This window comes from Desulfovibrio intestinivivus, from assembly GCF_053570665.1.
Genome location: NZ_JBRBQT010000001.1, coordinates 2377482 through 2403835, shown reverse-complemented (window position 1 = coordinate 2403835; position 26354 = coordinate 2377482). Strand labels below are relative to the sequence as shown.

The following is a 26354-nucleotide window of genomic DNA, read 5'->3' as shown; positions in this document are numbered from 1 at the left end:
ATTCGCGCCATCTGTTAGCAGATTGTGACCACAATCGCCAAAGGCTATATATATTTTTTTCCCAAAAACCGTTCTACACGTTATTTAAAGACAATTTTTTTTCTTACCCCCTAGAACCTCAAATAAGTGTCACAAATCGCACTAACATCAGATAACCTCACCACCAATGTGCTTGCCATGCCAAAAGTTGAAAATATAAAAAAAATAATACGACTAGTCCTTGTAATGACTCGTGGGATGTCGCTGGAAGCTTGGGAGAGAAACGGCTCATTGCTAAGGGAGTTGGCTTTATACCAAAAATTGGCAGAGCAGGGGGGACAAATTAGCATCATTTCTTGGGGTGATAAAAAGGAACTAGATATTGCTCAAAGCTTTCCATGGCTTAAGGTTTATGGCAATTTCCATAACTTGCCATGTGGACAATATGAGCGACACATGCCTTTCCTTCATGCTCTGCCTTTAATTAAGGCGGACGTTATCAAATCAAACCAGACAAACGGGGCGGATTGCGCTTTGCGTTGCGCCAGAATATGGGGCAAACCTTTTGTTTCCCGTTGTGGTTATGTCTGGAGCGAATTTTGCTATCAGGAAAACCCGGAAACTCTCGGCCATGCCTTGCGCATAGAACGGGAAGTGTTTTCCAAAGCAAATGCCTGCATTGTGACAACTCAAGAAGCAGGCAAATACATTATATCAGCGCACAATGTGCAACCAGAGGCTATTACCTGCATTCCTAATTATATTCCAGATCACTTTTTTCATGCCCCGCTGCCGGATTATTCCGCCAAAAGACCTATTGTAATTACCCAAGTGGGTAGGCTAGCCCCACAGAAGAATATTTTTGCCCTGATTGAGGCCTGTAGTGGGATTGATGTTTCACTTCAACTTATTGGCGATGGACCTGAAAGAGAGGCTCTTGCCGATTTTGCCCGAGTTAATGCGGTCAAAGTTGAGTTTGTTCATTCTGTTGCGCACACTCAACTCCCATCAATACTCTGCAAAAGCACAATTTGCACGTTGGTTTCACATTATGAAGGTCATCCAAAATCTCTTCTGGAATATATGGCGTGTGGGTGTGCCGTTCTTGCTACCAATGTCCCGGGAATTAGCACAATCATTGAAGATCATAAAAATGGACTACTGTGCTCTCCAGATTCCCATTCCATCCGAGCTGGTCTTAAAACACTGCTTGACAATGAGGTATTAAGGCGAAGGCTGGGCGAAAATGCCAGGATAGCAGCCAAAAAGTTTTCTTTGAATGTAATTTTGAATCTGGAACTGAGGGTTTATGAAAAATTCCCTCGCCACATGCTTGTCACAAAATGTATACTCGCATTGGCCGCGCTATTCTCCTCAGGTTGCCGAAAATTACACGCATTACTCTCTCGGAAGCAACAGACTACAAATGCTGAATTCTGTAACAGCATTATAAACAGCATTGAAGAATACATTTCAACAAAAACACATGAAGAGGCTCAACACATCTTTAGAAAACTTGAACTTCAACTGAAGCCAATAATTCAAAATTCAAGCGAAACTTTTTTAAATGACACAATAACAACTATACACAAATTCATATCAGAAAAATCACCAGATGAGGCATTACGCCTTCTTTTTTCTTTTGAAGAACACTTATACCCTTTGGAAGGAAAACTTGCCATTGCCTACGATGGCGGAATCCACTCAAAACACCGACATACCAAGTATCATGATTTTTTTGTCAACCGTGTTCAACGTGGCGAAAAAGTCATTGACGTTGGCTGCGGTGTCGGTTTTTTGGCATACGACATGGCAAAAAATGCGCAGGCACTGGTTACAGGTATTGAGTTGAGCGGAGAGAACATTGCCTTTGCGCGAAGCAGGTTTTCCCACCCGAATATAACATTCGTACAAGGGAATGCGATAACGGATATTCAGGATGGGGAGTATGACACAGTTGTTCTCTCAAATGTTCTGGAACACTTACCTAACAGGATTTCTTTCCTTATCGCACTGCGAAACAAATTACACCCAAGACGTTTTCTGCTGCGAGTGCCGATTTTTGAGCGTGATTGGCGTGTTCCGTTGAAAAAGGAACTCGGCATAGAGTGGCGTCTTGATCCAACCCACGAGACGGAATACACGTATGAAAGCTTTGTGCACGAGCTGAGCAGAGCAGGCTTGGCTATTAGCTACAAGGAATTTCGCTGGGGAGAAATATGGTGCGAAGCGACAGACCGCGTCGAGTTTATACAAACCCCTCCGCAAGGCTGCCCTGTAACGGTGTTGATGGCCTGCCATAATGACAGAAACTATGTGGAAAATGCCATTATCAGTATTTTGCAACAAACAATGCAAAACTTTTTATTCTTGATTATTGACGATGCCTCAACGGATGGCACGTCTGCAATTATTGCAGAATATGCGAAAAAAGATGCTAGAATATCTATTATTTCCAATGACTACAATATAGGATTGACAGCAAGCCTTAACAAAGGCTTACAGTCAATAGAAACGCCGTATATTGTAAGGATGGATGCGGATGATATTGCTTTTCCTGAGCGAATAGAATTTCAGTTGTCATATATGAAAGCACACGCTGAAATTGCCGCTGCTGGTTGCCATCTCTTCTTCTTTGATGATGAAGGCCACGAAAGTGAACCTCACAGCTGGAAGCCTCCCTCTGCGCCAACTGCTATTCGCCAGAAAACGTACACTGTCGGCCCGGAACTGTCGCATCCGGGTTCTATCATACGAACCTCAGCCATCAAGGCTGTCGGCGGCTATAGGAGACAATTTGCCAGCACTCAGGATTACGACCTATGGCTTCGCCTATTGGAATCATACGAACTCGGTAATGTTCCTTGTACACTCATGCTGTACAGACAGCACGACAACGCAATTTCACAAGCTAAAACAACAGAGCAGGCAATCAATCATGTCTTAGCATTGCAATCTTCTGAATATCGCAGGAAAGGGGAATCTGACCCTCTTGAAGCAAAGGGAACAAGCCTAGCATTACTACTATCATTACTTGATCCATTGCAACCAAGTTTCTACGTTTGGCTTAAGCTTTTAGCATCGCGCCCAATACACGATCGATCTAAACTTCTTTTTGATGCATTATACCAACTTACGACTTATAACGCCACACTGCCCACCGAGCAAATTGGGCTTTGCAAAATTTTTTTAGAAGATTACGAGTGGAAACTTGTGATGGAGATTATTGTTCAAGATGTGACCCACCACTCCATGCCAGCCTATCCAGTTGTATTACTTTTTCTAAAAGATATGATGACAGAACAAACTAAGGGAAAACAATGAATATTGGCGCCGACATTCCTCTCTACCAACATGAAGATCTACTACAAGAAGTTCTTGAGTTCGCGAGAGAACCAGGAATACATCTGTATCTTACAGGGCAACGCCACCCAAAACAAACTTTTTCAGTCACAAATTACTGTGAAAAGCACTACCTCACAGACAATGTATCTTTTTTCCCCTATTATGATGTATGCAGGAATTTTCCTCTATTTAAAAAAGACTGTCATATATGGTTTGACAAAACAGGAGTATCACCTTCGGAATTTCAGAGAGTAAAAACGACTAGCAACCACAAACGAGTTCTGTTTGCAACCATGTTTCATCCACTAAAAAATGAAGGAAATTCTGTTGTCATTCGGTATTGGCTGGAGCTTTTCCATCGTCAAGGATACGAAATTCACCTATTATACTATGGAATTGATGCGCGTGATATACGAAACAAAAAACAATCTGGCGATGCCAAATGCTATGATAAAATATTCTCAATACCAGTCACGAGCTATTCTACGAGCGCCAACAGTAATGGCCTGAATGTACATGTTGATGATTGGTGTGGCTTAGAAGTCATCAGCAAGGTTAAGGAGCTTGTAGCGCAATTCCCCTACGACATCTGCTTCACAAATTATACTTTTTTTACCGCGATTTTTGACTATTGCCATTCGTACACGGAAAAGATTTTATTGACGCATGACAGTTTCCTCGACAGAAATCGTAAAATTTTGGCTCAAGGTTTTTCTGAATCAGGCTGGATGAGCCTTGATGCTGAGGGAGAAAAACTTGCATGTAGCAGAGCTGACAAGATTATAGCCCTACAAGAGAAAGAAGCCGCTTACTTTACGCAAATATCTCCTCCAACCAAACAAGTTATTACCATCCCTCCTCTTCCCTCTCCAGTTGAGCTTACGTTTCCTTCAGACCCAAGAGATAAGCTCGTTATTGGTTATATCGGGTCAAGTAACTTTATAAATGAAGAAAATTTAGCTCTCTTTGTACGCGCAGCTGCCAAGGACAAGAATCTTCAAGACAAAATCTCCCTCCGTATCGCAGGTGGAGTGTCCGACAGAATTTACGAATTCTGCCCCCCGAATGAATTTGCCGCTCTGGAGCACACCCTTTTGGGGCAAGTACCATCCTTGCATGATTTTTATGCTGCGTGTGATGTCATTATCAACCCTGAACGAGGTGGAACTGGAATAAAAATCAAGACATTAGATGCGATGGCGCATGGAGCGGCTTTAGTTTGCACAGAAGGAGCTGCTGAGGGTACAGGCGCTTTGAGCTCTTTCCATATTGCTAAAAGCATACCAGATATGCTTCATTGCATATGCAAAATAGTTGAACACCCTTGTCTTATAGACGAGTTGCGGCAAGAATCCAAAACATTGTACAAAACTCTAATGGCTAAATATAAAAAAAAGGCAGAACTCATGCTTACATCATCTTCAACTGTTATTACAAAGGGAATTCCCCTTGTAAGTGAAGGGAAGGACACCTATTATTTGCATTCATTCGAAGAAATGCTCAAACACACACCCATAATAAATAAGAATATTATTGAAATAGGCTCTGACCCTAATTTGGTGATGGCCCAACTCTGCATTGCCAATGGAGCATCCTCTGTATGTGCGTACAATCCATGGCTCCCGAAGAAAGATAAATACTTGCTTCAAGATAACCTGATGGTATTTCAGGAAGATTTTGCAAACTGTCAGATACTTCCTCATTCAATTGATTTAATTTTTTGCATTGCAACACTAGAACACCTCATGGATATAGAGTCCATTGCCCTAAAATTGCTTGAAATTTTGAAACCAGATGGCCAAATATATTTACAAGGGGAACCGTTCTGGACGTGCAGCAATGGCCACCACTTGTGGGCAACAAAAAGCTCATCAATCCCTGGAGGATACACATTTTCATACAATAATCCAATAGATAACTGGGCACACCTAGTATTGAATGCCGATGAAATGCGTGCGGCGTTAATGGATAAAGTTGGAACGTCAATTGCTATAGCTGAGGATGTTGAGCCCATTGTTGATAGTATTTATTTCTCTTCAACCTCAAATAAAAAACTACCTTCAGAGCTATTGCGCACTTTAGACAAATACTTCTACTTTGCAAGTGAGCGTAGTGAGGACGGCAATACGCTTAATAACTATTATACACTTGCAGCAAAAAATATCTCTGAAGAAGATCTTCGCTGTTCTGGGCTAACTTTGTTTGGTCGCCCTAAAACTGCTTTCGTCAATCAAACAGACGATATTGTCTCTGTGATTGTACCTTGCTACAATGTTCAGAGCTATGTTGGTGAGTGCTTGGATTCAATTCTTGCACAACGTGATGTTACTATTGAACTGATTCTAGTGGATGACAAATCAACAGATGGGACTTTGGGAATCCTGAATCGCTATGCTGTACATCATAATAATATAATTTTGTGCAAACATGACTGCAACTTGGGCTTAGGCCCTGCTAGAAACACCGGAGTGGCGGCAGCCCACGGGAAATATATTTTCTTTTTAGATTCAGATGATACTCTTGCATCGGATTCTGTCATTGCAAACCTTGTTGCTACAATGAATGAAGGTGGATACCCAGTTGTCGTGGGTAGCTGCCGTAAATTGTTGCTCAACGGCAAAGAAGAAGCTTTTGATGAAAAACAACGCGCACAGTGGGGCGGGGATATCAATGTGGCGCTAGCGGGACTTCAAGCCTTCCGAGGTGCATACCTGTTAGATCGAGATTCTTTTATCCCTATGCGTGCTTGGGGGACACTCTTTGACAGTGCATTTTACAGGAAACATGGATTTTCTTTCCCCGCCGGAGCCCATGAAGACTTGGCGCTAATCCCCTTTATTTACGCAATGTCTGATAGAGTTTACTACACCTCAACGGTCAGTGTTAACTATCGAGAACGAAAGAACAGCCTGTCCAATAGACCGTGGTCAAAAGCGAATTGCATCAATGCATCCTTGATTTGGGCAATCATTCAGAGAAATCTCCTCAAATTTTCCCTGGAAGAATACACCTCGGAAGTGGCTGTTAGCATTCTGGGGCATAATACCTACAAAGTGATTGCTAACGGGCTGGAAAGTCAGGCTGTTGAGGCTTTCTTTGAATCAGCACAATACATTGCTGCTGTGGTTACTAAAAAAATTAAACAGCAACAGTTTAATTCTATTTTCTATATGATACGATCGCTTATGCATATCCGCCCTTCAAATGAGTGCTATGACAAGATAATTGGTTGTTTCAATAGTGAAAATATAATTGAATTTTATCATGGGGATAGACAAAAGGACATTAAAACACTGCCTGTTAAAATTATTGAGGTTCCCGAACCGAGCCGAATTGAGCGCCAACGCCTTTTTGATAACTATGACGCCACGTGCCCCCCTGCAGCTAAAGAACATCCGGCCATGCTCACGGTTGGAGATCGTGCCATTTACTATCACTACGCCTCGCAAATATCATGTCCCGGCGCCGTCATCGACGCAGGATGTTTCGTTGGGGGAACAACCCATGCCCTTATTGAAGGATTAAAAAATAATACATTTATGTGTCCTGAGGACAAAAAGGTATATGTGTACGATTTATTCAAAATTGATGAGGGATATATTCGTCAGTGGTTGCAAGACATATTTGGAGATGAGGTAAAGGACGAATTAACAAGTTTTCGCAATTTTTTTGACAAAATGACAGCATCGTTCACATCAATGCTCACTGTCCATGAAGGTGATATTTGTGAAATTGGATATGCATACCAACAGCCAATTGCATTACTTGGCTTAGATTGTTGCAAGACTCTTGCTGTAACAGATAGTGTGATTAGAAATTTTTTTCCGCATCTGATACCTAATGAATCTGTGGTTATTCATCAAGATTATATTCATGCTTGGCACCCTTATATTCACATTTCAATGGAGCTTTTACAGGAATATTTTGAGCCTCTCATGGAAGTTGAATGGGGTGGAAGTTATGTCTGGAAGTGCATAAAACAAATAACCCCCAATTGTATTGAGCGCATTTTTGGCTGCAAGGACACATCTAGTGAAAACCAGTATTCTTGGTACACGGATTATGAACGAAATGATATTTTACTGCAAAAAAAGCAGCAGGAACTTTATTATCCTCAAAACCAACTGACATTGAGTTTCGTGCGCACAATTTATAGCAAATATTCAGACAAAACTGATATAACAAAGTATTTAAAAATTGAAACGCTTGAGCAATATGCTAATTACGGCTCAGTAAACTCTCTTGAAGAAAATTTGCAACGTTCTTTGGATTTGAAACAATACGTTCCCATGCGAATTTCCACTCTTCCAAAAATTTCAAACTTCTCTGCCAATGAGGATGACTGGATTCCTTGCATTCTCAAAGAGATTCAAGCGGAACGACATACAGGAAGCAAGGCAAAAGCATGTGCCCTGACCGGTCTTTTGGTGGGGAAGTTTGAAGATTTGCAGCCGAAAATTCTTTTTCGTGATCCCCTGCAAAAAATCTATTTGGTCTTTAAAAATTACATTAAGCGCCACAAAAAACTACACAAAGTCGCAAGAAAAATAAAAAATTGCATTTGCAATTAAACCCAGCATACTAGGATAAGGAGAAGTTTCTACCGTGCATCTTTCTGCAGACAGCCACGCCACTCCACACTTCTCGCTACTTGTAACGACCAGAAATAGGAGAGAACCGTTCATTCGCCTCCTTGAGAGTTTGGTCGTGCAGAAGTATCCACACTTCACTGTTCTACTGGGGGATCAAAATCCGCCACAATTTTTGGCGGATATTTTGCAACACTACAGCACGAAGCTTGATATCGACTATCGCTTGATTCCCCCCAAAGGACTCTCTGCTGCAAGGAATCAACTGCTACCGCATGTAAGAGGAGATATTGTTGCCCTCACAGACGATGATTGCCATTATTCACCAGACACTTTGCTGAAGGTAGCTAATTTTTTTTTCAACAAACCACCACTCTTCTGGTTGCATTGGCTCATTTACCCAAAAACTGCCTGCACCTTCACTGGTCAGAGAAACACGATTCTCCGTGTTTCGAAAAGCACCATCATGGCTTATCTTTCTAAGAAGAGCCGTCGTGGAGAAGGTGGGAGAGTTTGACGAAAATCTGGGAACGGGCGCTTCAACCCCGTACCAAAGCGGTGAAGAAACGGACTATTTACTTAGATCGCTGAGCATGGGGTTCAATATCTATCGGCGAAAAGATATAGTGGTATTCCACGATCCATGGCAGGATGGCCCAGAATCTGATAAAAAACTATGGGGTTATTCCCATGGCAGAATGGAACTTCTTAGAAAACACAATTTTTCACTGACATTTAAGCTCCTCAATGTGCTCTATCCTTTAACTCGCATGTTTTTGAGCAGCGATCTTTCGCGTGAATATTATTGGAAAGTTTTCCGCGGAAGACTTTATGGACTAATGCAACGCAATGATCACAGTCGCTAAGCATTATTTACAATAGAGACGCTTGCATATCACAACAGAAATAATCAATGTATTCTATAACTATATTACTGCTAGACATATAATATTATGGATTATTTCAGCATGACAGATACTCCGGAAATACCAAAAAGAATATTTTATGTATTTGATGGCCCTTTGCCAAAGGAGATATCCGATTGTATTGGCAGCTGGAAGAATGTCATGCCAGACTATGACATTATTGAAGTCAACAACTCTACCCAGTATTTTGATTTCCCAAAAGAACTTGAGCGATGTTCATGGTTTAGAGCCGTTTACGAACGCAAAATGTGGGCCTATGTTGCCGACTATATCCGGGTAAAAACTCTCAGAGATTACGGAGGCGTTTACTGCGATACGGATATTACCGCTCTAAAACGTTTTGACTGTTTTCTAAAGCACGACTTCTTTGCTGCCTTTGAATCATGGGACAAAGTAAATATGTCCATTTTTGGTTGCGTCGCTGGGCACCCTCTACTCTGCGACCTATATGAATTTTATCAGCGATCTATATGGAAAACGCCACTCTATACCATCCCGGAAATTACTACGTGCATTCTTACACAAAAATATAAATGCATTCTCTATGACAGTCGGATTTTTCAGGAGGCTGTTACGTTTGGCCCAATAACACTATTCCCAGAAAAAGTTTTTTATCCTTATCGGTATAACGAAAAATATGATAAAAGTTGCATCAGTGATAACACATATACTATTCATTGGTGGGGTGGATCTTGGATCAAACCATCTATACTGCGTTGGTTAAACACAAAACACCTCACAAGCTACTTCTCCAAACCGGCTGAAGCCTCTGTGTCCGAATTTCTTCAAATAACACCGAAGGAACTGCGACTTGAAATTTGTTTATTGGGTAAAACTGTTTTGCGAGGATTTAAGCAAGGCTGCTACCGAGTGTATGAACTATTTGGACTCTCTGTGCTTGCTGTTCAATGGCTACCAGATAGCCAGATATACTTTCTTTTTAACAAAATAAAGCTGTTTACTCGCAGAAAAAATTCATGAAACACCCTCTTATATCTGTCATCATCCCTGTTTATAATGTTGAAAAATATCTCAACCAGTGCGTTGAAAGTGTCTTGACACAGTCGCTTTCAGACATAGAAGTGATTCTTGTAGATGATGGCAGCCCAGACAATTGTCCAGATATGTGTGATGCGTACGCGGCAATGGACGCGAGGGTAGGGGTGATCCATCAAAAAAATTTGGGCCTCGCTGGTGCTCGCAACACAGGTTTCCGCATTGCTAAAGGGGAGTACGTAGTTTTTCTTGACTCAGATGACTACGTACTGTCCGACGCCTTCGCTAAACTCCATGCTAAGGCTGTAGAATATGATGCAGATATCGTATTTTCTCAAGTGCAATACTTTGATGACACCCTGCGCCAAACAGTTGTTGCAAATGATACCTCAAGTCTCCCCCTTTTTAACGATGTAAAATTTGAATACAGTTTTGATTGGCGAGATGTGGGCGCTGATAGCATTTTTTCCTATAAGTCGTTTGTTGTGGCTTGGAATAAGCTGTGTAAAAAAAGTTTCCTTGATGAAATAGGTGCGAATTTTCCGCTAGGGCTTATTTACGAAGACAATCCATTTTATTTCCAAACAATATTTGCTGCAAAACGGATGGCTCAAGTCAGAGAACGACTGATTTGCTACCGCATAAATAGGCCTGGGTCCATTATCAGTGATACTACAGACGGAAAAAATGAAATGGCGATCCATATGCTGGGCATTTTGGCACATATTGAAATGCGGCTCAAAAAGCTCTTGCCGGGGAATCTTTGGCCATTTTTCTATGCCTATGCATACAGTGAAATTTGCTACAAGTTTTCCATGGTGCCTAATTACTTGCACGAAAAGTATTTTGCTTTAGCCAGAGGGCTTCTGCCCCCAGTTTTGTACTGGAAATTCAGGGGATATGTTTTTGCAAAAAATTTTAAAAACGGTCGAAGAAGCCTTGGCATGCTCATCCGCTTTGTTCGAAGCCCACAGGTGCTCACTCTTCAACTCTTCAGAAATATTCCTCTTTTTTCCATTGTAAAATCGGATCACCTGCATGGGGAGTACGCGAATATTGTAGCCTTTGGACAAATCCCTGAAGTGGCAAAGGGGCTTTTGAAGCTATTCACTGACAACACATTTTCTTTACATAATCAGATAACAGGCACACATTTCTATAAATTTCTTGAATCCATTATAGCAAAAAATTTACGCGATGGCTTGATTCACTCTATTATTCCTGCATCTTGCAACAGCGTGCTTGATCAAAAAACTATTCACGGCGACATAAAAGACATAACATATTTGCAAGCAGCACAAATTGCGTCAATACGAGGGTCACTTGCGATTGCGTCAAGCATATTATTCATTGATTTCTCCTGTGAGAGTCTTACGCCACAGCAACTCAAAGCTTTTTTTTATACCTTGAACTGTCTGTACCCAGGGAAAACCATACACTACCTGCGTCTAACGAACACGAATGAAGTTGTCGCTGCTCCTGTCCAGGGGCTCACATACAGATCACTCTCCTCTGATAAATTTACAGATTTGAAGATAGTTTTACAGCAAACCCTCAAAGGTCTGGAGACAAAAAAATTTCATAAATATTTGCGTGTAACATTTTTTGGCATAACAATACTTTTGGGGCGCAGAAGATAGTTTAATTTATACACGGAAAGGGCATGAAAGATATTTCTGTAATAATTCCAGCATACAATGTTGAAAAATTCTTAACGCATTGCTTAGATTCCATACTCGCCAGCGGTCCGGAATCAATGGAAGTCCTTCTGGTTAATGATGGCAGCACGGACAAAACAGCTGAAATATGCTTTCAGTATGCAAAAAGAGACAGCCGCATTATTTGGAGCAATCAAAGTAACCGTGGGGCTGTTGCGGCCAGAAACTGGGGATTGGACATGGCTTGTGGAACCTATGTACTGTTTGTTGATGCGGACGATTACGTCAGCTCAGACTACGTACACGCTCTTTATAAAACCGCACTGGCTACATCTGCTGATATAGTGCTGTGCAATCTTCACCGAGTACGCCAGGGGAATATAATTGAAACCACCAGCTACCCGGCGAAAACATTCAAGCTCGTTGCCGAAAGACTTTCTTTGGTGAAGGAAACTTACTACCCTGGCCCATATGCAAAAATGATTCATCGGAAGCTTCTTGAAGACAATGCCATTCGTTTTCTCGTCGAAGAGGGATATTTCGGTTTTGCGGAAGACATGCTCTTTGCCCTACAGACTACATATACAGCACAAAAAATAGTTTTTTGTCCTGGTGCTATTTATTCTTACAGCATGGACAATAACAACTCCATCTGTTCAAATCCATTAGTGCAACAGCGTAATAATAAAGATAGACTGATAATTATCAGACATATGCTCGACTTCGCACTACAAAAAGAACTTCATGGAGAAGCACTCCTCTATGTTCTTCAAGCCGTTGAGAATCATTTGTACTGGGGAGGAATCTCAACACTTCAAATGTTTATGAGTGACCTGCATGAAAGAAATTACCCTGAAATAATAACAATGCACTTTCAAAAATTTGCTGAGGAATGGAGCAAGCATTCATCCATGCAGGCCAAAATCAAAGAAAAAATAAAAAAAAATCTACAGCACTATCCATTCCTATACAAAACTATTTCAACAATATATTCACGGCTAAAAAATTAATGAGATAATATTTATACCAGACATCTTTTGATTATCTATAATATTTCTGCAAGAACTAACCAAATGCAATTTGATTGTGCTCACTGCTGAGAATGCCATTAAATATCCTGGACATAATGCTTTACTCCATCAGGCAAAAAAGTGATCTTACCTCACTGCCAACTTGCCACGGAATTGCTCTGGAGATATGGTTGGAGCAGATATAGCAATGAAAGGTATCTTCCTTATCTTTGCTGCTAACTCCAACATGCTTCACCTCTTTGGCGGCAAGAATGATTTTAAAAATATCTATTTTTTGTGGCAGGTGGGCCTCCACTTTTGAATTTTCCGAGAATTTTTAGCTGATTCCTTGTCGTTACAAGTATTTTTTTAAGCTAACATTGTTTGCTTGATGTGTTATTAAGATGTCATCTGTTAGATATGCACAATATCCATTTCATAGTCTTATTACCTTAACACTGGAGAATATAATGGCTTATGTTATCGCTGAAATAGGATGCAACCATAAAGGCGAAATGGACATTGCAAAAAAGATGATCACCGTCGCCGCCACGTATTGCAAGGCTCATATCGCTAAATTCCAAAAACGGAACAATAAGGTATTGCTGACAGAAGAACAGTATAACGCGCCACATCCAGTGCCAGAAAATGCCTATGCCGCCACGTATGGACTGCATAGAGAAGCCCTTGAGTTTACGCAAGAACAGCACGCGGAATTGAAGGCTCATTGCGAAAAGGAAGGAATCATCTACTCAACTTCTGTCTGGGATCTCACGTCCGCAAAAGAGATCACCGAACTGCGACCTGCCCTCATTAAAATTCCTTCAGCATGCAATTTAAACTTCCCTATGCAGGAATTTCTCTGCAAGCATCATTCAGGCCAATTGCATCTTTCAGTTGGCATGACGAATCGTGAAGAAATAGATCAAATAGTAGATTTTTATGAATCTCAGGGTCGAGCGCAAGATGTTATTCTGTATTCGTGCACATCTGGATACCCTGTCGCATTTGAGGACATTTGCCTCCTTGAAATTGACTACCTGAAAAGACGGTTTGAGCGTAGAATAGGAGGAATTGGATTCTCGGGCCATCATCTCGGGATCGCTGCCGATATCGCAGCCTTGACGCTTGGAGCAAAATGGGTTGAGCGACACTTCACCCTAGACAGAACATGGAAAGGCACCGATCATGCTGCGAGTCTTGAACCGGATGGCTTGCGCAAACTCTGCCGCGATATTGCGAGTGTTGGCAAAGCGCTCACGTATAAACGGGAAGAAATTCTTCCTGTAGAGGCTATACAACGCGAAAAACTTAAATGGAAGAATTATCGTGGATAACAGCGTTATTCGGTGTGTCGCGATCATCCCCGCGAGGGGAGGATCAAAGGGTATTTTGCGAAAGAATCTTCGCGTAGTTGGGGGACTCCCTCTCGTAGCACACGCTGTCCTTGCCGCTCACGAAAGCAGCCATGTCGATGCTGTGTATGTTTCAACAGATGATCCAGAAATAGCATCAACGGCTTCGCAGTTTGGCGCGAAAGTCATTATGCGCCCATCTACGATATCTGGCGATACGGCATCGTCTGAAGACGCATTACTCCATGGATTACAGGTATTGCACGAGCAGGGCATTGATCCAGAAATCCTGGTTTTCTTGCAATGCACCTCTCCATTAACCACACATACAGATATAGATAGAGTAATATCAGCACTTGAAGACTCTCGGTTTGATGTGGCCTTATCTGCCGCGGAAGACCATGGCTTTTTTTGGGGTGTAGATGCAAATGGCGAAGCCTTTGGCATAAACCACGATAAAACAAAGCCAAGAGTGCGTCGCCAGGATTTACCCCAGCGATTTCGCGAAACTGGTGCCGTTTACGTCATGCGCGTCGCACAATTCATTAAACATAGCAGCCGTTTTTGTGGGCCAACGAAATTAGTGCCTCTAGAATTGCCATTTGTAGAAATTGATACGGTTGATGATTTGCGCCTCATTGACGCATTATTTGCGGCACGAAGGGGACAACAGCTTAGGCTGCCGCCACCTCCAGGGATAAAAACACTGGTGACTGATTTTGACGGTGTCCACACCGACGACTGCGTATATGTTGATCAAAATGGATGCGAAAGTGTTCGCTGTTCCAGATCTGATGGCATGGGCATTGAATTATTACAAAAAAATGGATTTGAAGTGCTCATTTTATCAAAAGAATCAAACCCCGTCGTAAGTGCGAGAGCAAAAAAATTACGTATTGAGGTTATACAACAATGCCAAGACAAAAAGAAGGCGCTTGAGGGGTGGCTTGTTAAGCGGGGACTCTCTTTTAAACAGATAGCATATATTGGAAATGACATAAATGATTTTAATTGTCTCTCAGCTGCTGGGTGGCCGTGCTGTCCTGCAGACGCGCACCCAAAGGCCATAGAAATATCTTCATATTGTACCACTAGTCCCGGCGGCAAGGGCGCAATCCGTGAAATAGCAGAAATCCTGCTGGCATCTTTTCAAGATAGCGTTGACCGTCGCTGACGGTATCCCAAGCGTGAAAAATTTACACTTCGATAGAAAAAGTGCGTGCATTTACCATGGACGATGAGCTGATATCTCCCATAGAAATTTTAAACAACACACCATCAAGCAAACCGCAATCCTCAATTCAGCAACAGGACTTGGCAACATTCCAACGCCTCAAAGATCATGATGTTTTTACGTGACGCTTTTATCTGCATCAAAATACATCTGATAAGACGGAGTGACCTTACCCCACTGCGTATACCACTTGTAAGTTAGTGGTTCCCAATGGGTTGCAGGTTATATTCTTTTCACGGAACTCTTCCGGAGTTAGCCAGCCCAATGAGCTGTGCGGTCGCTGCTGGTTGTAATCCTGCCGCCAAGCTTCAACTGTTCTGCGGGCATCGTGCAGGGACAGAAACACGTTTTGATTTAAACACTCATCCCGGAATCTTCCGTTAAAACTTTCAATGTGCCCATTATCCGTAGGCGTCCCCGGACGAGTAACTCTATCTGTACTCCATGCTCAAAAGCCCATGCATCCAGGGCCTTACCGCTAAATTCCGGCCCATTATCAACCTTGATACGCTGCGGCAACCGACCTTGAAGGCGTAGTCTTTCAAGAACACGCACAACTCGAACTCCAGGCAACGACATATCCACTTCGAGTGCGGGGCTTGAACGATCCCACAGGTCGGCAATTGTCAAAATCTGGATGCGTCGCCCACCCATAAGGGAGTCGCTTACAAAATCCATCGCCCATTGTTCATCCGGGCCATCAGGGCCAGCCTGGACAATACGGGCATGGCTTGGACGCTTCACGCGTTTGCGGGTGCGCAACGAAAGGTTTTCTTCCTGGTAAATCCTTTCTGTCCGCTTGTGATTCTGCACCAGCTCTTCCCGGCGCAATAATTCATGCAAGCGCGGAGAACCGAAACGCCGTCGATCATTTGCCAGTTCCAGCATCCGAGTCCGTAAAAGAAGATCACGGTCCTCAGATGGTGGCCGTCTGGCTGAACAACGATTAAACTGAATCACTCGGCAAGCCCGCCGCTCTGAGTAGCCATGCGCAGCCTGAATGTGATGCACGGCTTCCCTGTTGGCTGCGGGCTTCAAAAGTTTTTTGAGATCACGTCCTTCAGGACGACAATATCAAGTGCCTGCTCGCCTACAAGTCTTTTCAGCCGTGCATTTTCTTCCTCTAACTGGCGTAACCGCTTTGCGTCAGAGATGTTCCTTCCACCGAACTTGCTGCGACATTTGTAAAAGGTCGCATCCGAAATACCATTCTGACGGCAAAGATCGACAACACGAACGCCAGCCTCGGCTTGCCGCAAGATTCCAATAATCTGTTCTTCGGTGAATCTGCTACGTTTCATTCTTGTGCTCCTATGTCAGGAACACGAACTTTTCAATGGCATACTTTTCGGGGGGAGGGTCAGGCAGCAATAAAAAATCTGTGGATTAGATTCTTGCTGAAGCGCTTGCAATCATTGCACAGGCAAGCAATCCGCAGCCCGTTTAGCCACAAAAACGACATTGTTCTTTTTTACACAAAGAGCTATCCTCAAGCATCAGGAGCCAAACCCGCAGTGACGGTTTCGCCCCCCCCACGGTTGAAATTCTGTTTCCTTAACATCAACTAAGGAGTAGCACCGTGCGCCGTATCCTGCCTCTTTTTCTTGTCCTTTTACTTGTTGCCTTCAACGCTTACGCCGCAGCACCCGCTAAGCAGCTTCCTGGCGATCTTACCCTGGCCGAAGCGCAGACAGTGCTCAACACTGCTCTAGCTTTCTCTGTAAAACAGGGTATCCCCATGAACATTGCCGTTGTGGATGCCGGGGGCAACCTCAAAGCCTTTGTCCGTGAGGATGGGGCCTTTATTGGCAGCATCGATATTTCACAAAAAAAGGCCATAACGGCCCGCTATTTCAATATGTCCACTGCCCAGCTTGGCGCTGCCTCCCAGCCGGGTAAGGAACTTTATGGCATTGAAGTCACCAACAGGGGTCTTGTCATCTTTGGCGGCGGCGAACTGCTGATCCGCAATGGCGTCATTGTCGGGGCCATCGGCGTGAGCGGCGGCAGCGTGGCTGAAGACACCGCCGTTTCCAAGGCTGGCGCGGCGGCGCTCAAGTAAACCAACACAAAAGGCATCAAGCCCACACAAAGCATATTATGGGGCCTCCCGCACGTTTTCTGCACAGAACCCGCGCGACAAGCCCCAAAAAACAGCCCCCATCAGGCAAAAACAGGTACTCCTTCCGGTATACTCTGCCCGCCTGATGGGGGTTCTTTTATCGAATTTTATGACTTGCCGCTGTTTGCCAGCGTATTTGTGCGAGCTGAAAATACTTGCCAGTCCGACAATATAATTATGCTGAATCAGCCCCTAAACTTCGTGCACCGCTGCGCAGTCCTTCTTGCCCAGCCCCGCAGCCTCGCCACGGCCGAACCGGGCAAAAACCATATCCAGCAGGGGCACATCCACATTCATGCCGTGGGCCATACCGCAGCCAAGGCGCAGATCTTTGAGGGCAAGTTCCAGCGCGAACCTCGGGGGATCATACTCCCCTTGGGCCATGGATTTTCCCCTGGCATCAAGCTGAAAACTTTGCGCGCCAGTTTCGCCAAGCAGTTGCAGCAGCAGATTTTTTTCCACCCCGGCGGCCTCGCCTATGCGCAGCCCCTCGCTCAAAACAGCAAGATTTGCCATGCCCACAAGATTGCTGACCAGCTTGACCGCGCAGGCAGCTTCAACCGTGCCCACATTGTTGAACACGCCAAGAATGGGCCAGACTTCGGCCAGCCCGGCAATGGCCTGCTGGTCGCCGCCCACAAAGAGCGGGGCTTCGCCGCGTTCCGCATGGGCTGGCGTTTTGCCAAGGGGGCATTGAATGTAGGCAATACCCTGCCTGTCTGCGGCTTCGGCAAGGGCAAAGGCAGTATGGGAATCGATGGTCGAAAGTTCCACATGCACGGAACCGGGTTGCATGTGCGCGTACAGGCCATCCGTGCCGAGGGCTTTTTCCGTCAGATGTTCCGGCAGGGCCAGGCAGGTGAATACGACTTTGCAGGGAGCCATGTCCGCCATACTCATGGCGGGTACGCCGCTTTTTCCGACGGCAAGGGTTTTATCCCTCCCCTCGGCGCTGCGGTTGTACACGTGCACGGTTTTGCCCGCGCGGATAAGATTGCGCGCCAGCGGCCCGCCCATGGCACCTACGCCGATAAAACCAAATTCCATATCCCGCGCCCCTGCTATTTGCCCTGTGCTGCGGCTTCGCAGGCGTCAATGCCGCCCTTGCCCAGCAGGCGCATCAAAAAATCGTGCCGTTCCACCACAAGGTTGCGGCCCTGCTGTTGCGCGCGGCGCACCTGCGCGGCGTAGAGTTCCAGCGTTCTGTCCGAAAGCGTTTCAAGCTCGCAGCGCAGGTAACGGCGAAACATACCCTGACCGTTGCTTTTTATGACGTGCGGATAGCGCGTCTGGGCCTCATGCAGAAAGGCCTCTTCAGCATCGGCGATTTCATCCAGCAGCGGGCTTGTGCTCAGGGGCGGCAAACGGTCGTCCATGCGGGCGTATTTTTCAACCATAAGATTGCGGCTGTTCACTTCCGCCTGCCGCAAATCGGCAAGGTACGAATCCAGCACGGCATCTTCGTGCGCGGAATGGGCCATTTTTCGCATGGCGCGGAATGTGTCGGGCCGGGTCTGGCATTCTGAAACGCCGCCCTCGTTGTTGGTGGCCAAAAACATGGCAAGCTCGCGTTCAATGATCTCGGCAAGCGCTGCTTCCCGATCAAAATTTTCCTGCATAGCCTATACTCCTTCAGCTCACGCCGTGGGGGCCGCAGCCGCTCTGGCCTGATGGCAGATTTCAAGATTCTTTTTGTAGCCCTGCGCTTCTGCGCCCATGCCAAGACCAAGGCGGTCGTACATGCTCACAGAATCCTGCAAGGTCGCGGCGGCCTCGTCCCACTGCCCGGCAGAGGCCAGCGCCACGCCAAGATTACCCAGAGAAAAAGCCGTTTCCTCGTGCTCGCCCAGCAGTTCCCGCCGCAAAGCCACGGCCTGACGGTGCAGGGCGATGCCTTCGGCAAGCTGCCCGCGTTCTTCGCAGATGCGCCCAAGGTTATTGAGGCAAACACCCAGTTGCGGCACGCAGAAACCCTGTTTTTCCCAGATTTCCTTGGCGCTGAGCATAAGGGATTCCGCCCGGTCAAAATCGCGCTTGCGGTAATAGGCGGAGGAAAGACGCAACTGCGCTTCCGCAACCTGTGGGGAATCCGACCCGCAGGCCTCAATGGTAAGCCGCAGGGCTTCACGCCCAAGATCAAGGCTTTCTTCTACCTTTTCAAGCCCAAGCAGTGCATGGGCAAGGTTCTGCATGGCCCCGAGGGTCATGGGCGCTGTGGGGCCCATGACGGCGCGCAACAGGGCAAGGCTTTCCTGCAGGGCCTGAACGGCGGCATCCGGGCGTTGCAGGGCAAAATTGGCACGGCCCATGCCGTCCAGCGCCAGAGCGCGGCAAAGATCATCGCCGGGATACCGCGCAACAAGCGCTTCCAGCGCTTCAATGCACCTTTGCGGTTGGCCCTGCTTCATCAGATTAAGGGCGGGGCGCAGTTCATCAAGCCATTGGCGTTGTGCGGCCATCGGCAACTCCTCGTGGAATAGGTGCTCGACAGAGTAAAAAGGCTTTCTAATGCAGCCAGAGGCAAGGGCTGCGGGGCAAGATCAGCCTTGCAGCATATCCATATGCAGCAGGGCTGGCTCTTCCACATGCCGCAGAATCTGCGGCCCATGCTCCCAGAGCCAGTTGCCGGATGCGCGGCTCAGGTCCACAGCGCGCAGATGCGCCGCCGCCATGCCGCAAAATTCTTCCACCGCCGCAACAATCTGCGCTCCGTGCTCCTGATTGGCCGGGGTCTGCGCCACAAGGCTCAATGCGCGCGCCAGTTGCGGGCCGAGCACGGGCAAAGTTGCGGCCAGCTTTCCGGCCCATTTGTAAAAGGGCATGTAACGGCGGTTGCACAAAAAGACGAAGGAAAGCGCCGCCTCCGCAAAGCGCGCCGTTGCCAGCATGACCGCCACAGAATCATTGCGCTTGAGGCTGCGGGGCAGATTGTATTGCCCGGCCTGTGCCATGATCATGCAGCGGGCCGCCATCTTTTTGAGCAGCACATCGCGCGGATAGCACGCCAGCAGGGCATCGCGCCGCCGCGTAAATTCCCCGCCCCGGTCTTCAAAAACCTGACCGTTGGTGCAGGCCGCAAGCTGATGTTCGGGGATGGCAAGCCACTGCTGCCAGGTGGCGGGCACGTCTTCCAGCCCGGTAAAAAAGGCATAAAAATCTTCAATGGGCAGCGGCCCTACCCTTCCCTGCCTGCGCTCAGGCGCAAGCCTGCTTTCAAAGCCCTGAAACTCGCGTGGCAAGCGGGCAAAGGCAGCCTCTATGCGCGGCAGCTCTGCCCGCAGAATCTGGCGCGGCAACCAGAGGCAAAAAGCCGGGCCAAAGTCGTGATCCTGGGATTCCGCATCGTCGCAGCCAAAGCATTCCGAGCCTTCGCCCACCAGACCAGCGGCGGCCACGTCCATAATGTCGGGAATCTCCGCCCGCAAAGCGGGAAGGCAGGCCGCATAAAATTCACGCGCAAGGTTCAGACCCTTCATGCATACTCCAGAATATTCAGTCGCGCTGCGATGGCGCAGATTGCAACAGCCGCCGCTGCAAAAGCCCACGGCAAACAATGCCGCCCAGGTGGATTGATCTGGCTGGCGCAGCCGCTAACCATGCTTGATGGCTTCAATTTCCTTAACTTTGCGAAATATGGTGCTGCGGTCCATCTGAAACTGGCGCGAAAGCTCGCTGATGGAGCCGTAGCGCTGCATGCCCTTTTCGATGACCGCAGTTTCCACTTCCTTCATGATGCTTTTGAGCGAGCGGCCTTCAATGGAGGGCAAGGCGTAGCGCCCTTCGCCGGATTCGCACGGCGGCAAGGGGCGGATGCCCGCCAGATCGCGCACGCCCACAAGCCCATGCTTGCAGGTCACCACCAGCCCCTGCACGAGGTTTTCCAGCTCGCGCACATTGCCCGGCCATGTGTGGTTTTGCAGCACCTGCTTGGCCTCGTCAGAAAGATTGACGGCCTTGCGGTACTTCTTGCCGTAAAAGGTAAAAAAGCTCTGCGCCAACGGCAGAATATCCACGCGTCGCGAGCGCAGGGGCGGGATGTTCAGCACCGCCACCTTGAGGCGGTAATAAAGATCAGAACGGAACGTGCCCTTGGCGACCTCGCGCTCCAGCTCCTTGTTGGTGGCGGCCACAACGCGCACATCCACCTTTTTGGGCACTGTGGCGCCCACGCGCAGCACTTCCCAATCCTGTAGCACCCGCAGCAGGCGCGACTGCATGGTCATGGGCAGTTCGCCAATTTCATCAAGAAACAGGGTGCCGCCCGAGGCCGCCTCCACAAGCCCGGCCTTGCCATGCTTGCTTGCGCCGGAAAAACTGCCGGGAACATAGCCGAACAGTTCCGTTTCTATCAGGTTTTCAGGGATGCTGCCGCAGTCCACCTTGATAAAGGGCGCATCGGCCCTCAGGCTGTTGCGGTGGATATGCCGGGCCACAACGTCCTTGCCCACGCCGGTTTCACCCAGCAGCAACACGGTTGCGTCCGTTTCTGCAATGGCGCAGGCTTCGGCGTACAGGCGCTGCATGACAGGGCTTTGCACCACGCGCGGGTACTGGTTGCCCGTGACGCCTTCACTGCTGAGATTCTGAAAAGTTTCAAGCAGTTCGCGCTGCGCGGTAATTTCCTCGCGCAGTTCGGTCAGCGCCGTGATATCACGGATAACCGTTACCACATAGGCGACCTTGCCCGTGGCGTCCTTTACAGGGTGCCCGTCAAGCAGCAAGGTGCGCCCGTTGTAGAGGTTCTGTACACTTGAGACCTTTTGCCCGGTTTCCACAATGCGCGGATTAAGCACAACGTCAAAAATGCCGTTCTGCACCATGTCCTGAATGCGGCTCCCCACCATCTTTTCACGGGAAATACCGGTCAGTTCCGCATGGCGCTTGTTCACGAGCGTAACGATGCCTTCCCGGTCAGTAACGCAGATAGCGTCCCGGAAGGTATCGCAAAGTTGTTCTACATAGTCTGCTAGCATGTGGGGATTGTACATGCATTATCTCCCAGGGCGCAAGTATGCTCCCACGCCCGTTTTACGGGCATGGGAGCAAATGAAAGGCGCTGCCGTCCGGCAAAAGCCGACAGCGTGTTCCATTGTTAGAACCCTTCGGCGCTGGTGGCTTCTACCATTGCGGTCTTAGGGGTTTGGGTAACAGTATTGCTGGCCTGGGCATTGCGGCGGGCGCGGGCCATGCGGCTGAGCCACAGGGTGGAAAGCGCGCTGAGCACGCCAATGCCGGCCAGATAGCCGCAGAGGTACCAGGGCGCGCCATCGGCCATGCCGGTGAGCATGGCGGCGACCATGGGGGTCAGACCCGAGGCAAAGATGGCGGTGAACTGATAAACAAAGGAGATGCCGGAGTAACGCACCGAAGCGTCAAAGCTTTCAGAAAACACGCTGGACATGGTGCCGAACACGGCGGCGTGCAGGATGCCGAAAGGCAGCGCCAGGGCAAGCACCACGCACAGGTAGTTGCCGGAGAAGTTATGCAGCACCCAGAAGGCCGGGAAGCTGGAGATACCGAGCAGCACAGCGCACACGCCGTAAATTTTGGCTTTGCCGTGCTTGTCGGCCATATGGCCCCAGAAGGGGATAAAGCAGGACATGACGAGAGAAGAAATCATCACGGCGGTCAGGGCTGCGGAGCGGCCAATGCCGTGCTGCTGCGTAAGATAGGTGAGCGAATACACGCCAAAGACGTTGAAGGACACGCCATCGATAAAGCGTGCGCCCATGCAGGCCAGCATCATCTTGGGATAACGCTTGAAGGCGTCCAGCAGGGGATACTTGGCTTCAGGCATCTTCTCCTTGGCTTCAGAAAAGTCCTTGGTTTCCTGCACGGTGCTGCGCATGTAGCCGCCAACGGCAAGCAGCACGGCAGAAAGCAGGAAGGCAACGCGCCAGCCCCAGTTAAGGAAGGCTTCGTCAGTAAGAACAACAGAGAAGAAGCCCACGATGCCCGAGGCAAGCAACAGACCAAGCGACATGCCGATCTGCGGCAGGCTGGCGTAAAAGGCGCGCTTGTCTGCCGGTGCGGATTCATAAGACATGAGCACCGCGCCGCCCCACTCGCCGCCAAGGCCGATGCCCTGGGCAAGACGGCAGACGATCAGCAGGATAGGCGCCCAGATGCCAATGGTGTGGTAGGTGGGGATAAGGCCGATGCAGACAGTGGCGATACCCATGATTTCCAGGGTCAGGATGAGCATTTTTTTACGGCCCAGCTTGTCGCCAAAATGGCCAAAAATCACGCCGCCCAAAGGCCGCGCCACAAAGCCGACCGCAAAAGTGGCAAAAGCAAGCATAGTGCCGATACGCGCGTCAAAATCAGGGAAATACAGCTTGTTGAAGAAAAGCCCGGCCACAACGCCGTACAGGAAGAAGTCGTACCATTCGATGACAGCGCCGATGATGGACGAAGCCACAACGCGGCGCAGATTCTTCTTCTGGTCGTGAGTCATTTGTTCGCTATGCATGGTTTTCCTTTGATCCTTTTGCCTGGATGTTCATACTGGCCTTTGCGCCAAAGCGCTAGCGCCCGGGGGGAACATTCCCTGAAGCCACTTCGTTTATTCACTACCAGGACACGAAACCGATCCGCTCCCGGTCAAAACTCGCTGGGCAGATGCGCAGCCTCGCGGCTTGCGCCTGCAATCATTAAAGATTGAGCAGACGCGCCGCGTTGTTGTACATGACGTTTTCAAGCGTTTCCGGCGTAAAGGGGAGCCGCTTGTACAGCTCGATCTGCTCCTGAAAATCCATAAATGGCGCCGCGCTGGCAAAGAGCACCTTGTCGCCGATGAGGGTATTGGCGGCCTTGATGTAGCCTTCGGAAAAAGGCTGTTCTTCGTATTCCGCAAGGTCGATGTACACGTTGCGGTTACGGTGCACGGTCATGATGACCTCGCTCACCCAGGGGTAGCAGCCGTGGCTGATAACAATCTTGAGCTTGGGGAAATCGGCGGCTATGCGGTCGATGTGCCGGGGGTGGGCATCATCCATCACCGCACCGTCCACCAGAGTGGCGGGGCCGGTTGTGATGACGATGGGCACGTCAAGTTCGCAGCATTTGGCGTAGATGGGATAATACCTGGCATGGCTGGCAGGGATGCGCGCAAGATACGGGTCAATGGCCGCGCCGCGCATGCCCTTGTTCACCATGTTTGTAAGCTCTGCTGTGGCGTCCATGCCCTTGTGGGGATCAAGCCCGGCAAAGCCGATGAACTTGTCCGGGTACTGGCGCATGAGCTCAAGAATACCGGGATTGGCGGATCCAAGACCATAGGTGGTTTCAGCGTCACGCCCTGTCACAACCCCTTTGACCACGCCCTGCTTTTCCATGTCGGCAACGATCTTTTCAATAGGCTCTGGCTTGGCCCGGTCAGCGTATTTGAAAAGTTCAAACATGCCGCCGAACACTTTGTTGGAAAGCATTCCCTTAACGGCGTCAGGGGTGCTGGGGCGAAAACGGAAATCAATGATGTTCATGAAACATTCCTTTAGGAATAAAAATTGTGCCTCGCGGCTATGCATCCCTAAAGGCAAGAAGCGTGCCTATTGTGAAATTGAGTGCAAAAACAAGCCTCCTAATAGTGATAACAATAGATATCATTAAAAAATATCTATAATATCATTATGTTATAAAAAATATGGCGGGGAGATATATTTCTGAAAAACTGCACCGGTTGGCAGCACTCACAAATAGTGCTGCACACTGCCCTCATACTGATTGCAAATGGCAAAAGGAGACGTAAATAATTTTATAATACTCTAAAATAATTATATATTTTAATCAGGAATAAGAATTATTTATCATTCTTCTCCACACGCACTCACCCGTTGCAGAATTGCAACAAATCAAAAAACAATATTTTATCATTAAAAATAAGCATGTTATATAAAAGTAGAGCAACCAACCTGTGCAAAAAAACACACACCCAATAGCTGGCTGTGCATTTTTACACAACCACCAATATTCATCCCAAAAACAGAACGCCAGGGCCTTGCGGTCCTGGCGCTTGATTCCATAAAAATACAACAAATTCAGCACTAAGAAGCAATTTTTCTCAAGTGCTCCATCTTTGCTTCATCAAGCTTTGCGCCTTCAAGTTCATACTGGCGGCCAAGGTAGCCATACTTGGGCTGCCCCATACGGTGGTAGCCTAACAGCTCGTACTGGATATTGGGACGCCGGGGAATTGATTCGCGGATAGCCAGGATATCGTCCTCGGTGTCATTGAATCCGGGTATCACCGGGGTACGCGCAAGTATGGGCAACTGGGGAAAGTCCTCGCAGACTCGTGCAAAATTGCGCAAAATCAGCATATTATCCACGCCCGTATGCTTTTTGTGTTGCACAGGGTCAAGGCTCTTTATGTCAAAAATCAGCTTGTTCAGGTGGTTGCAGGCCTCATGCAGATGCTCGTAGGGATAACAGCCACAGGTTTCGATGGTGGTATTGATGTGATGTTTGCGGGCCTCGCGCAGCAGGGCATTGGCAAATTCGTGCTGCATGAGGGCCTCGCCGCCGGAGAGTGTCATGCCGCCGCCGGAACGGTGATAAAAGACGCCGTCCTCTTCAACTTTATCAAGCACCTGCCGCACAGACATGGTTTCGCCATATACGCTCTGCGCGCCCGAGGGGCAGGCGCGCACACAGGCAAAGCATTCGCTGCACTTGCTGCGGTCATGCGCGATCAGGCCATCCACAAGGCTGAGCGCGCCCGAAGTACAGGCATTGAGGCAGCGCCCGCAGACCTGGGCAGTAAGGCAACGCGAGGGATTGAAGGCGTGCTCGGGGTGGAGATTCTGCGACTCCGGATTGCTGCACCAACGGCAACGCAGAGGGCAACCCTTGAGGAAAACCAGGGTGCGGATACCTTCGCCATCGTGCACGCTGAACTTCTGTATATTAAAAACAACGCCTTGTACTTGTGCGTCAGTCATGGGGTCATCCTTGGTGTGCGGCCAGCCCTGGCGCGCCGTTTGAGTAAATTCAAAGGGGGAAGGGATTGCTCCCCTCCCCCCGGAGCGTTGGCACGGTCAACGCGGTCAGAAATCAGGAACAGATGGCGGGCTTGCACTCTGTTAAACGGCTGATTTCCGCGCTGGAAATTTTCGGGAGGGGGCTTGCCCCTCCCCTGA

Annotated in this window: 18 protein-coding genes and 1 pseudogene; 10 read left to right on the top strand and 9 right to left on the bottom strand. The window is 47.9% G+C overall.

Features of this window, described 5'->3' with window-relative positions; translation table 11 throughout:
- Positions 1 to 177: 177 nt before the first annotated feature.
- The 9 genes from ACUZ9P_RS10415 to ACUZ9P_RS10375 all read left to right on the top strand — a co-directional run bounded on the left by ACUZ9P_RS10415 (position 178) and on the right by ACUZ9P_RS10375 (position 15032).
- The gene (locus ACUZ9P_RS10415; protein WP_449249646.1) at positions 178 to 3303 is read left to right on the top strand and encodes a glycosyltransferase; all 3126 of its coding nucleotides are present in this window, start codon (positions 178 to 180) and stop codon (positions 3301 to 3303) included.
- Positions 3300 to 7895, top strand: coding sequence for a glycosyltransferase (locus ACUZ9P_RS10410; RefSeq protein ID WP_449249645.1), 4596 nt, complete (start codon positions 3300 to 3302; stop codon positions 7893 to 7895). Before ACUZ9P_RS10415 ends, ACUZ9P_RS10410 begins: the two co-directional genes overlap by 4 nt.
- Before the next feature lie 34 nt (positions 7896 to 7929).
- Entirely contained in the window at positions 7930 to 8430 is a 501-nt protein-coding gene (locus tag ACUZ9P_RS10405) for a glycosyltransferase family 2 protein (protein ID WP_449249644.1), read from the top strand.
- Positions 8408 to 8779 (top strand): glycosyltransferase family 2 protein, encoded by a 372-nt coding sequence (locus ACUZ9P_RS10400; RefSeq protein ID WP_449249643.1) that lies wholly within the window; start codon positions 8408 to 8410, stop codon positions 8777 to 8779. Before ACUZ9P_RS10405 ends, ACUZ9P_RS10400 begins: the two co-directional genes overlap by 23 nt.
- A gap of 102 nt (positions 8780 to 8881) precedes the next feature.
- Positions 8882 to 9820 (top strand): glycosyltransferase family 32 protein, encoded by a 939-nt coding sequence (locus ACUZ9P_RS10395; RefSeq protein WP_449249642.1) that lies wholly within the window; start codon positions 8882 to 8884, stop codon positions 9818 to 9820.
- Positions 9817 to 11475, top strand: a complete 1659-nt coding sequence (locus tag ACUZ9P_RS10390; protein ID WP_449249641.1) for a glycosyltransferase family 2 protein — start codon at positions 9817 to 9819, stop codon at positions 11473 to 11475. Before ACUZ9P_RS10395 ends, ACUZ9P_RS10390 begins: the two co-directional genes overlap by 4 nt.
- A gap of 23 nt (positions 11476 to 11498) precedes the next feature.
- Entirely contained in the window at positions 11499 to 12503 is a 1005-nt protein-coding gene (locus ACUZ9P_RS10385; protein WP_449249640.1) for a glycosyltransferase family 2 protein, read from the top strand.
- Between the two features lie 470 nt (positions 12504 to 12973).
- Entirely contained in the window at positions 12974 to 13840 is an 867-nt protein-coding gene (locus ACUZ9P_RS10380) for an N-acetylneuraminate synthase family protein (RefSeq protein ID WP_449249639.1), read from the top strand.
- Positions 13833 to 15032: a cytidylyltransferase domain-containing protein gene (locus ACUZ9P_RS10375; protein WP_449249638.1), complete on the top strand. Its 1200-nt coding sequence runs from the start codon at positions 13833 to 13835 to the stop codon at positions 15030 to 15032. Before ACUZ9P_RS10380 ends, ACUZ9P_RS10375 begins: the two co-directional genes overlap by 8 nt.
- A gap of 229 nt (positions 15033 to 15261) precedes the next feature.
- Here the strand turns inward: ACUZ9P_RS10375 and ACUZ9P_RS10370 are convergent.
- A pseudogene (locus tag ACUZ9P_RS10370) lies at positions 15262 to 16393 on the bottom strand (IS3 family transposase).
- A gap of 278 nt (positions 16394 to 16671) precedes the next feature.
- On the opposite strand from ACUZ9P_RS10370, the gene ACUZ9P_RS10365 reads away from it, so the two are divergent.
- On the top strand, positions 16672 to 17154 hold the full coding sequence (locus ACUZ9P_RS10365) for a GlcG/HbpS family heme-binding protein (protein WP_298996946.1): 483 nt from the start codon (positions 16672 to 16674) through the stop codon (positions 17152 to 17154).
- A 252-nt stretch (positions 17155 to 17406) separates the two neighbouring features.
- On the opposite strand, the gene ACUZ9P_RS10360 is transcribed toward ACUZ9P_RS10365, so the two are convergent.
- The 8 genes from ACUZ9P_RS10360 to hpsH form a co-directional block, all read right to left on the bottom strand.
- A complete protein-coding gene (locus ACUZ9P_RS10360; protein ID WP_449249637.1) occupies positions 17407 to 18261 on the bottom strand; it encodes an NAD(P)-dependent oxidoreductase in 855 nt (284 codons plus the stop codon).
- Positions 18262 to 18275: 14 nt separating this feature from the next.
- A complete protein-coding gene (locus tag ACUZ9P_RS10355) occupies positions 18276 to 18833 on the bottom strand; it encodes a DUF4125 family protein (RefSeq protein ID WP_449249636.1) in 558 nt (185 codons plus the stop codon).
- A gap of 18 nt (positions 18834 to 18851) precedes the next feature.
- Positions 18852 to 19673 carry a tetratricopeptide repeat protein gene (locus tag ACUZ9P_RS10350; RefSeq protein ID WP_449249635.1) on the bottom strand — a complete coding sequence of 274 codons (822 nt, stop codon included), beginning with the start codon at positions 19671 to 19673 and terminating at the stop codon, positions 18852 to 18854.
- Positions 19674 to 19754: 81 nt separating this feature from the next.
- The gene (locus ACUZ9P_RS10345; protein WP_449249634.1) at positions 19755 to 20690 is read right to left on the bottom strand and encodes a DUF4037 domain-containing protein; all 936 of its coding nucleotides are present in this window, start codon (positions 20688 to 20690) and stop codon (positions 19755 to 19757) included.
- A 114-nt stretch (positions 20691 to 20804) separates the two neighbouring features.
- Complete coding sequence (locus tag ACUZ9P_RS10340) at positions 20805 to 22202, bottom strand: sigma-54 interaction domain-containing protein (RefSeq protein WP_449249633.1); 1398 nt, start codon at positions 22200 to 22202, stop codon at positions 20805 to 20807.
- Positions 22203 to 22306: 104 nt separating this feature from the next.
- Positions 22307 to 23686: an MFS transporter gene (locus ACUZ9P_RS10335; protein WP_449249632.1), complete on the bottom strand. Its 1380-nt coding sequence runs from the start codon at positions 23684 to 23686 to the stop codon at positions 22307 to 22309.
- A 181-nt stretch (positions 23687 to 23867) separates the two neighbouring features.
- A complete protein-coding gene (locus ACUZ9P_RS10330; RefSeq protein ID WP_022658612.1) occupies positions 23868 to 24698 on the bottom strand; it encodes an amidohydrolase family protein in 831 nt (276 codons plus the stop codon).
- A gap of 561 nt (positions 24699 to 25259) precedes the next feature.
- Positions 25260 to 26156: a (2S)-3-sulfopropanediol dehydratase activating enzyme gene (hpsH, locus tag ACUZ9P_RS10325; RefSeq protein WP_449249631.1), complete on the bottom strand. Its 897-nt coding sequence runs from the start codon at positions 26154 to 26156 to the stop codon at positions 25260 to 25262.
- Between the last annotated feature and the right edge of the window lie 198 nt (positions 26157 to 26354).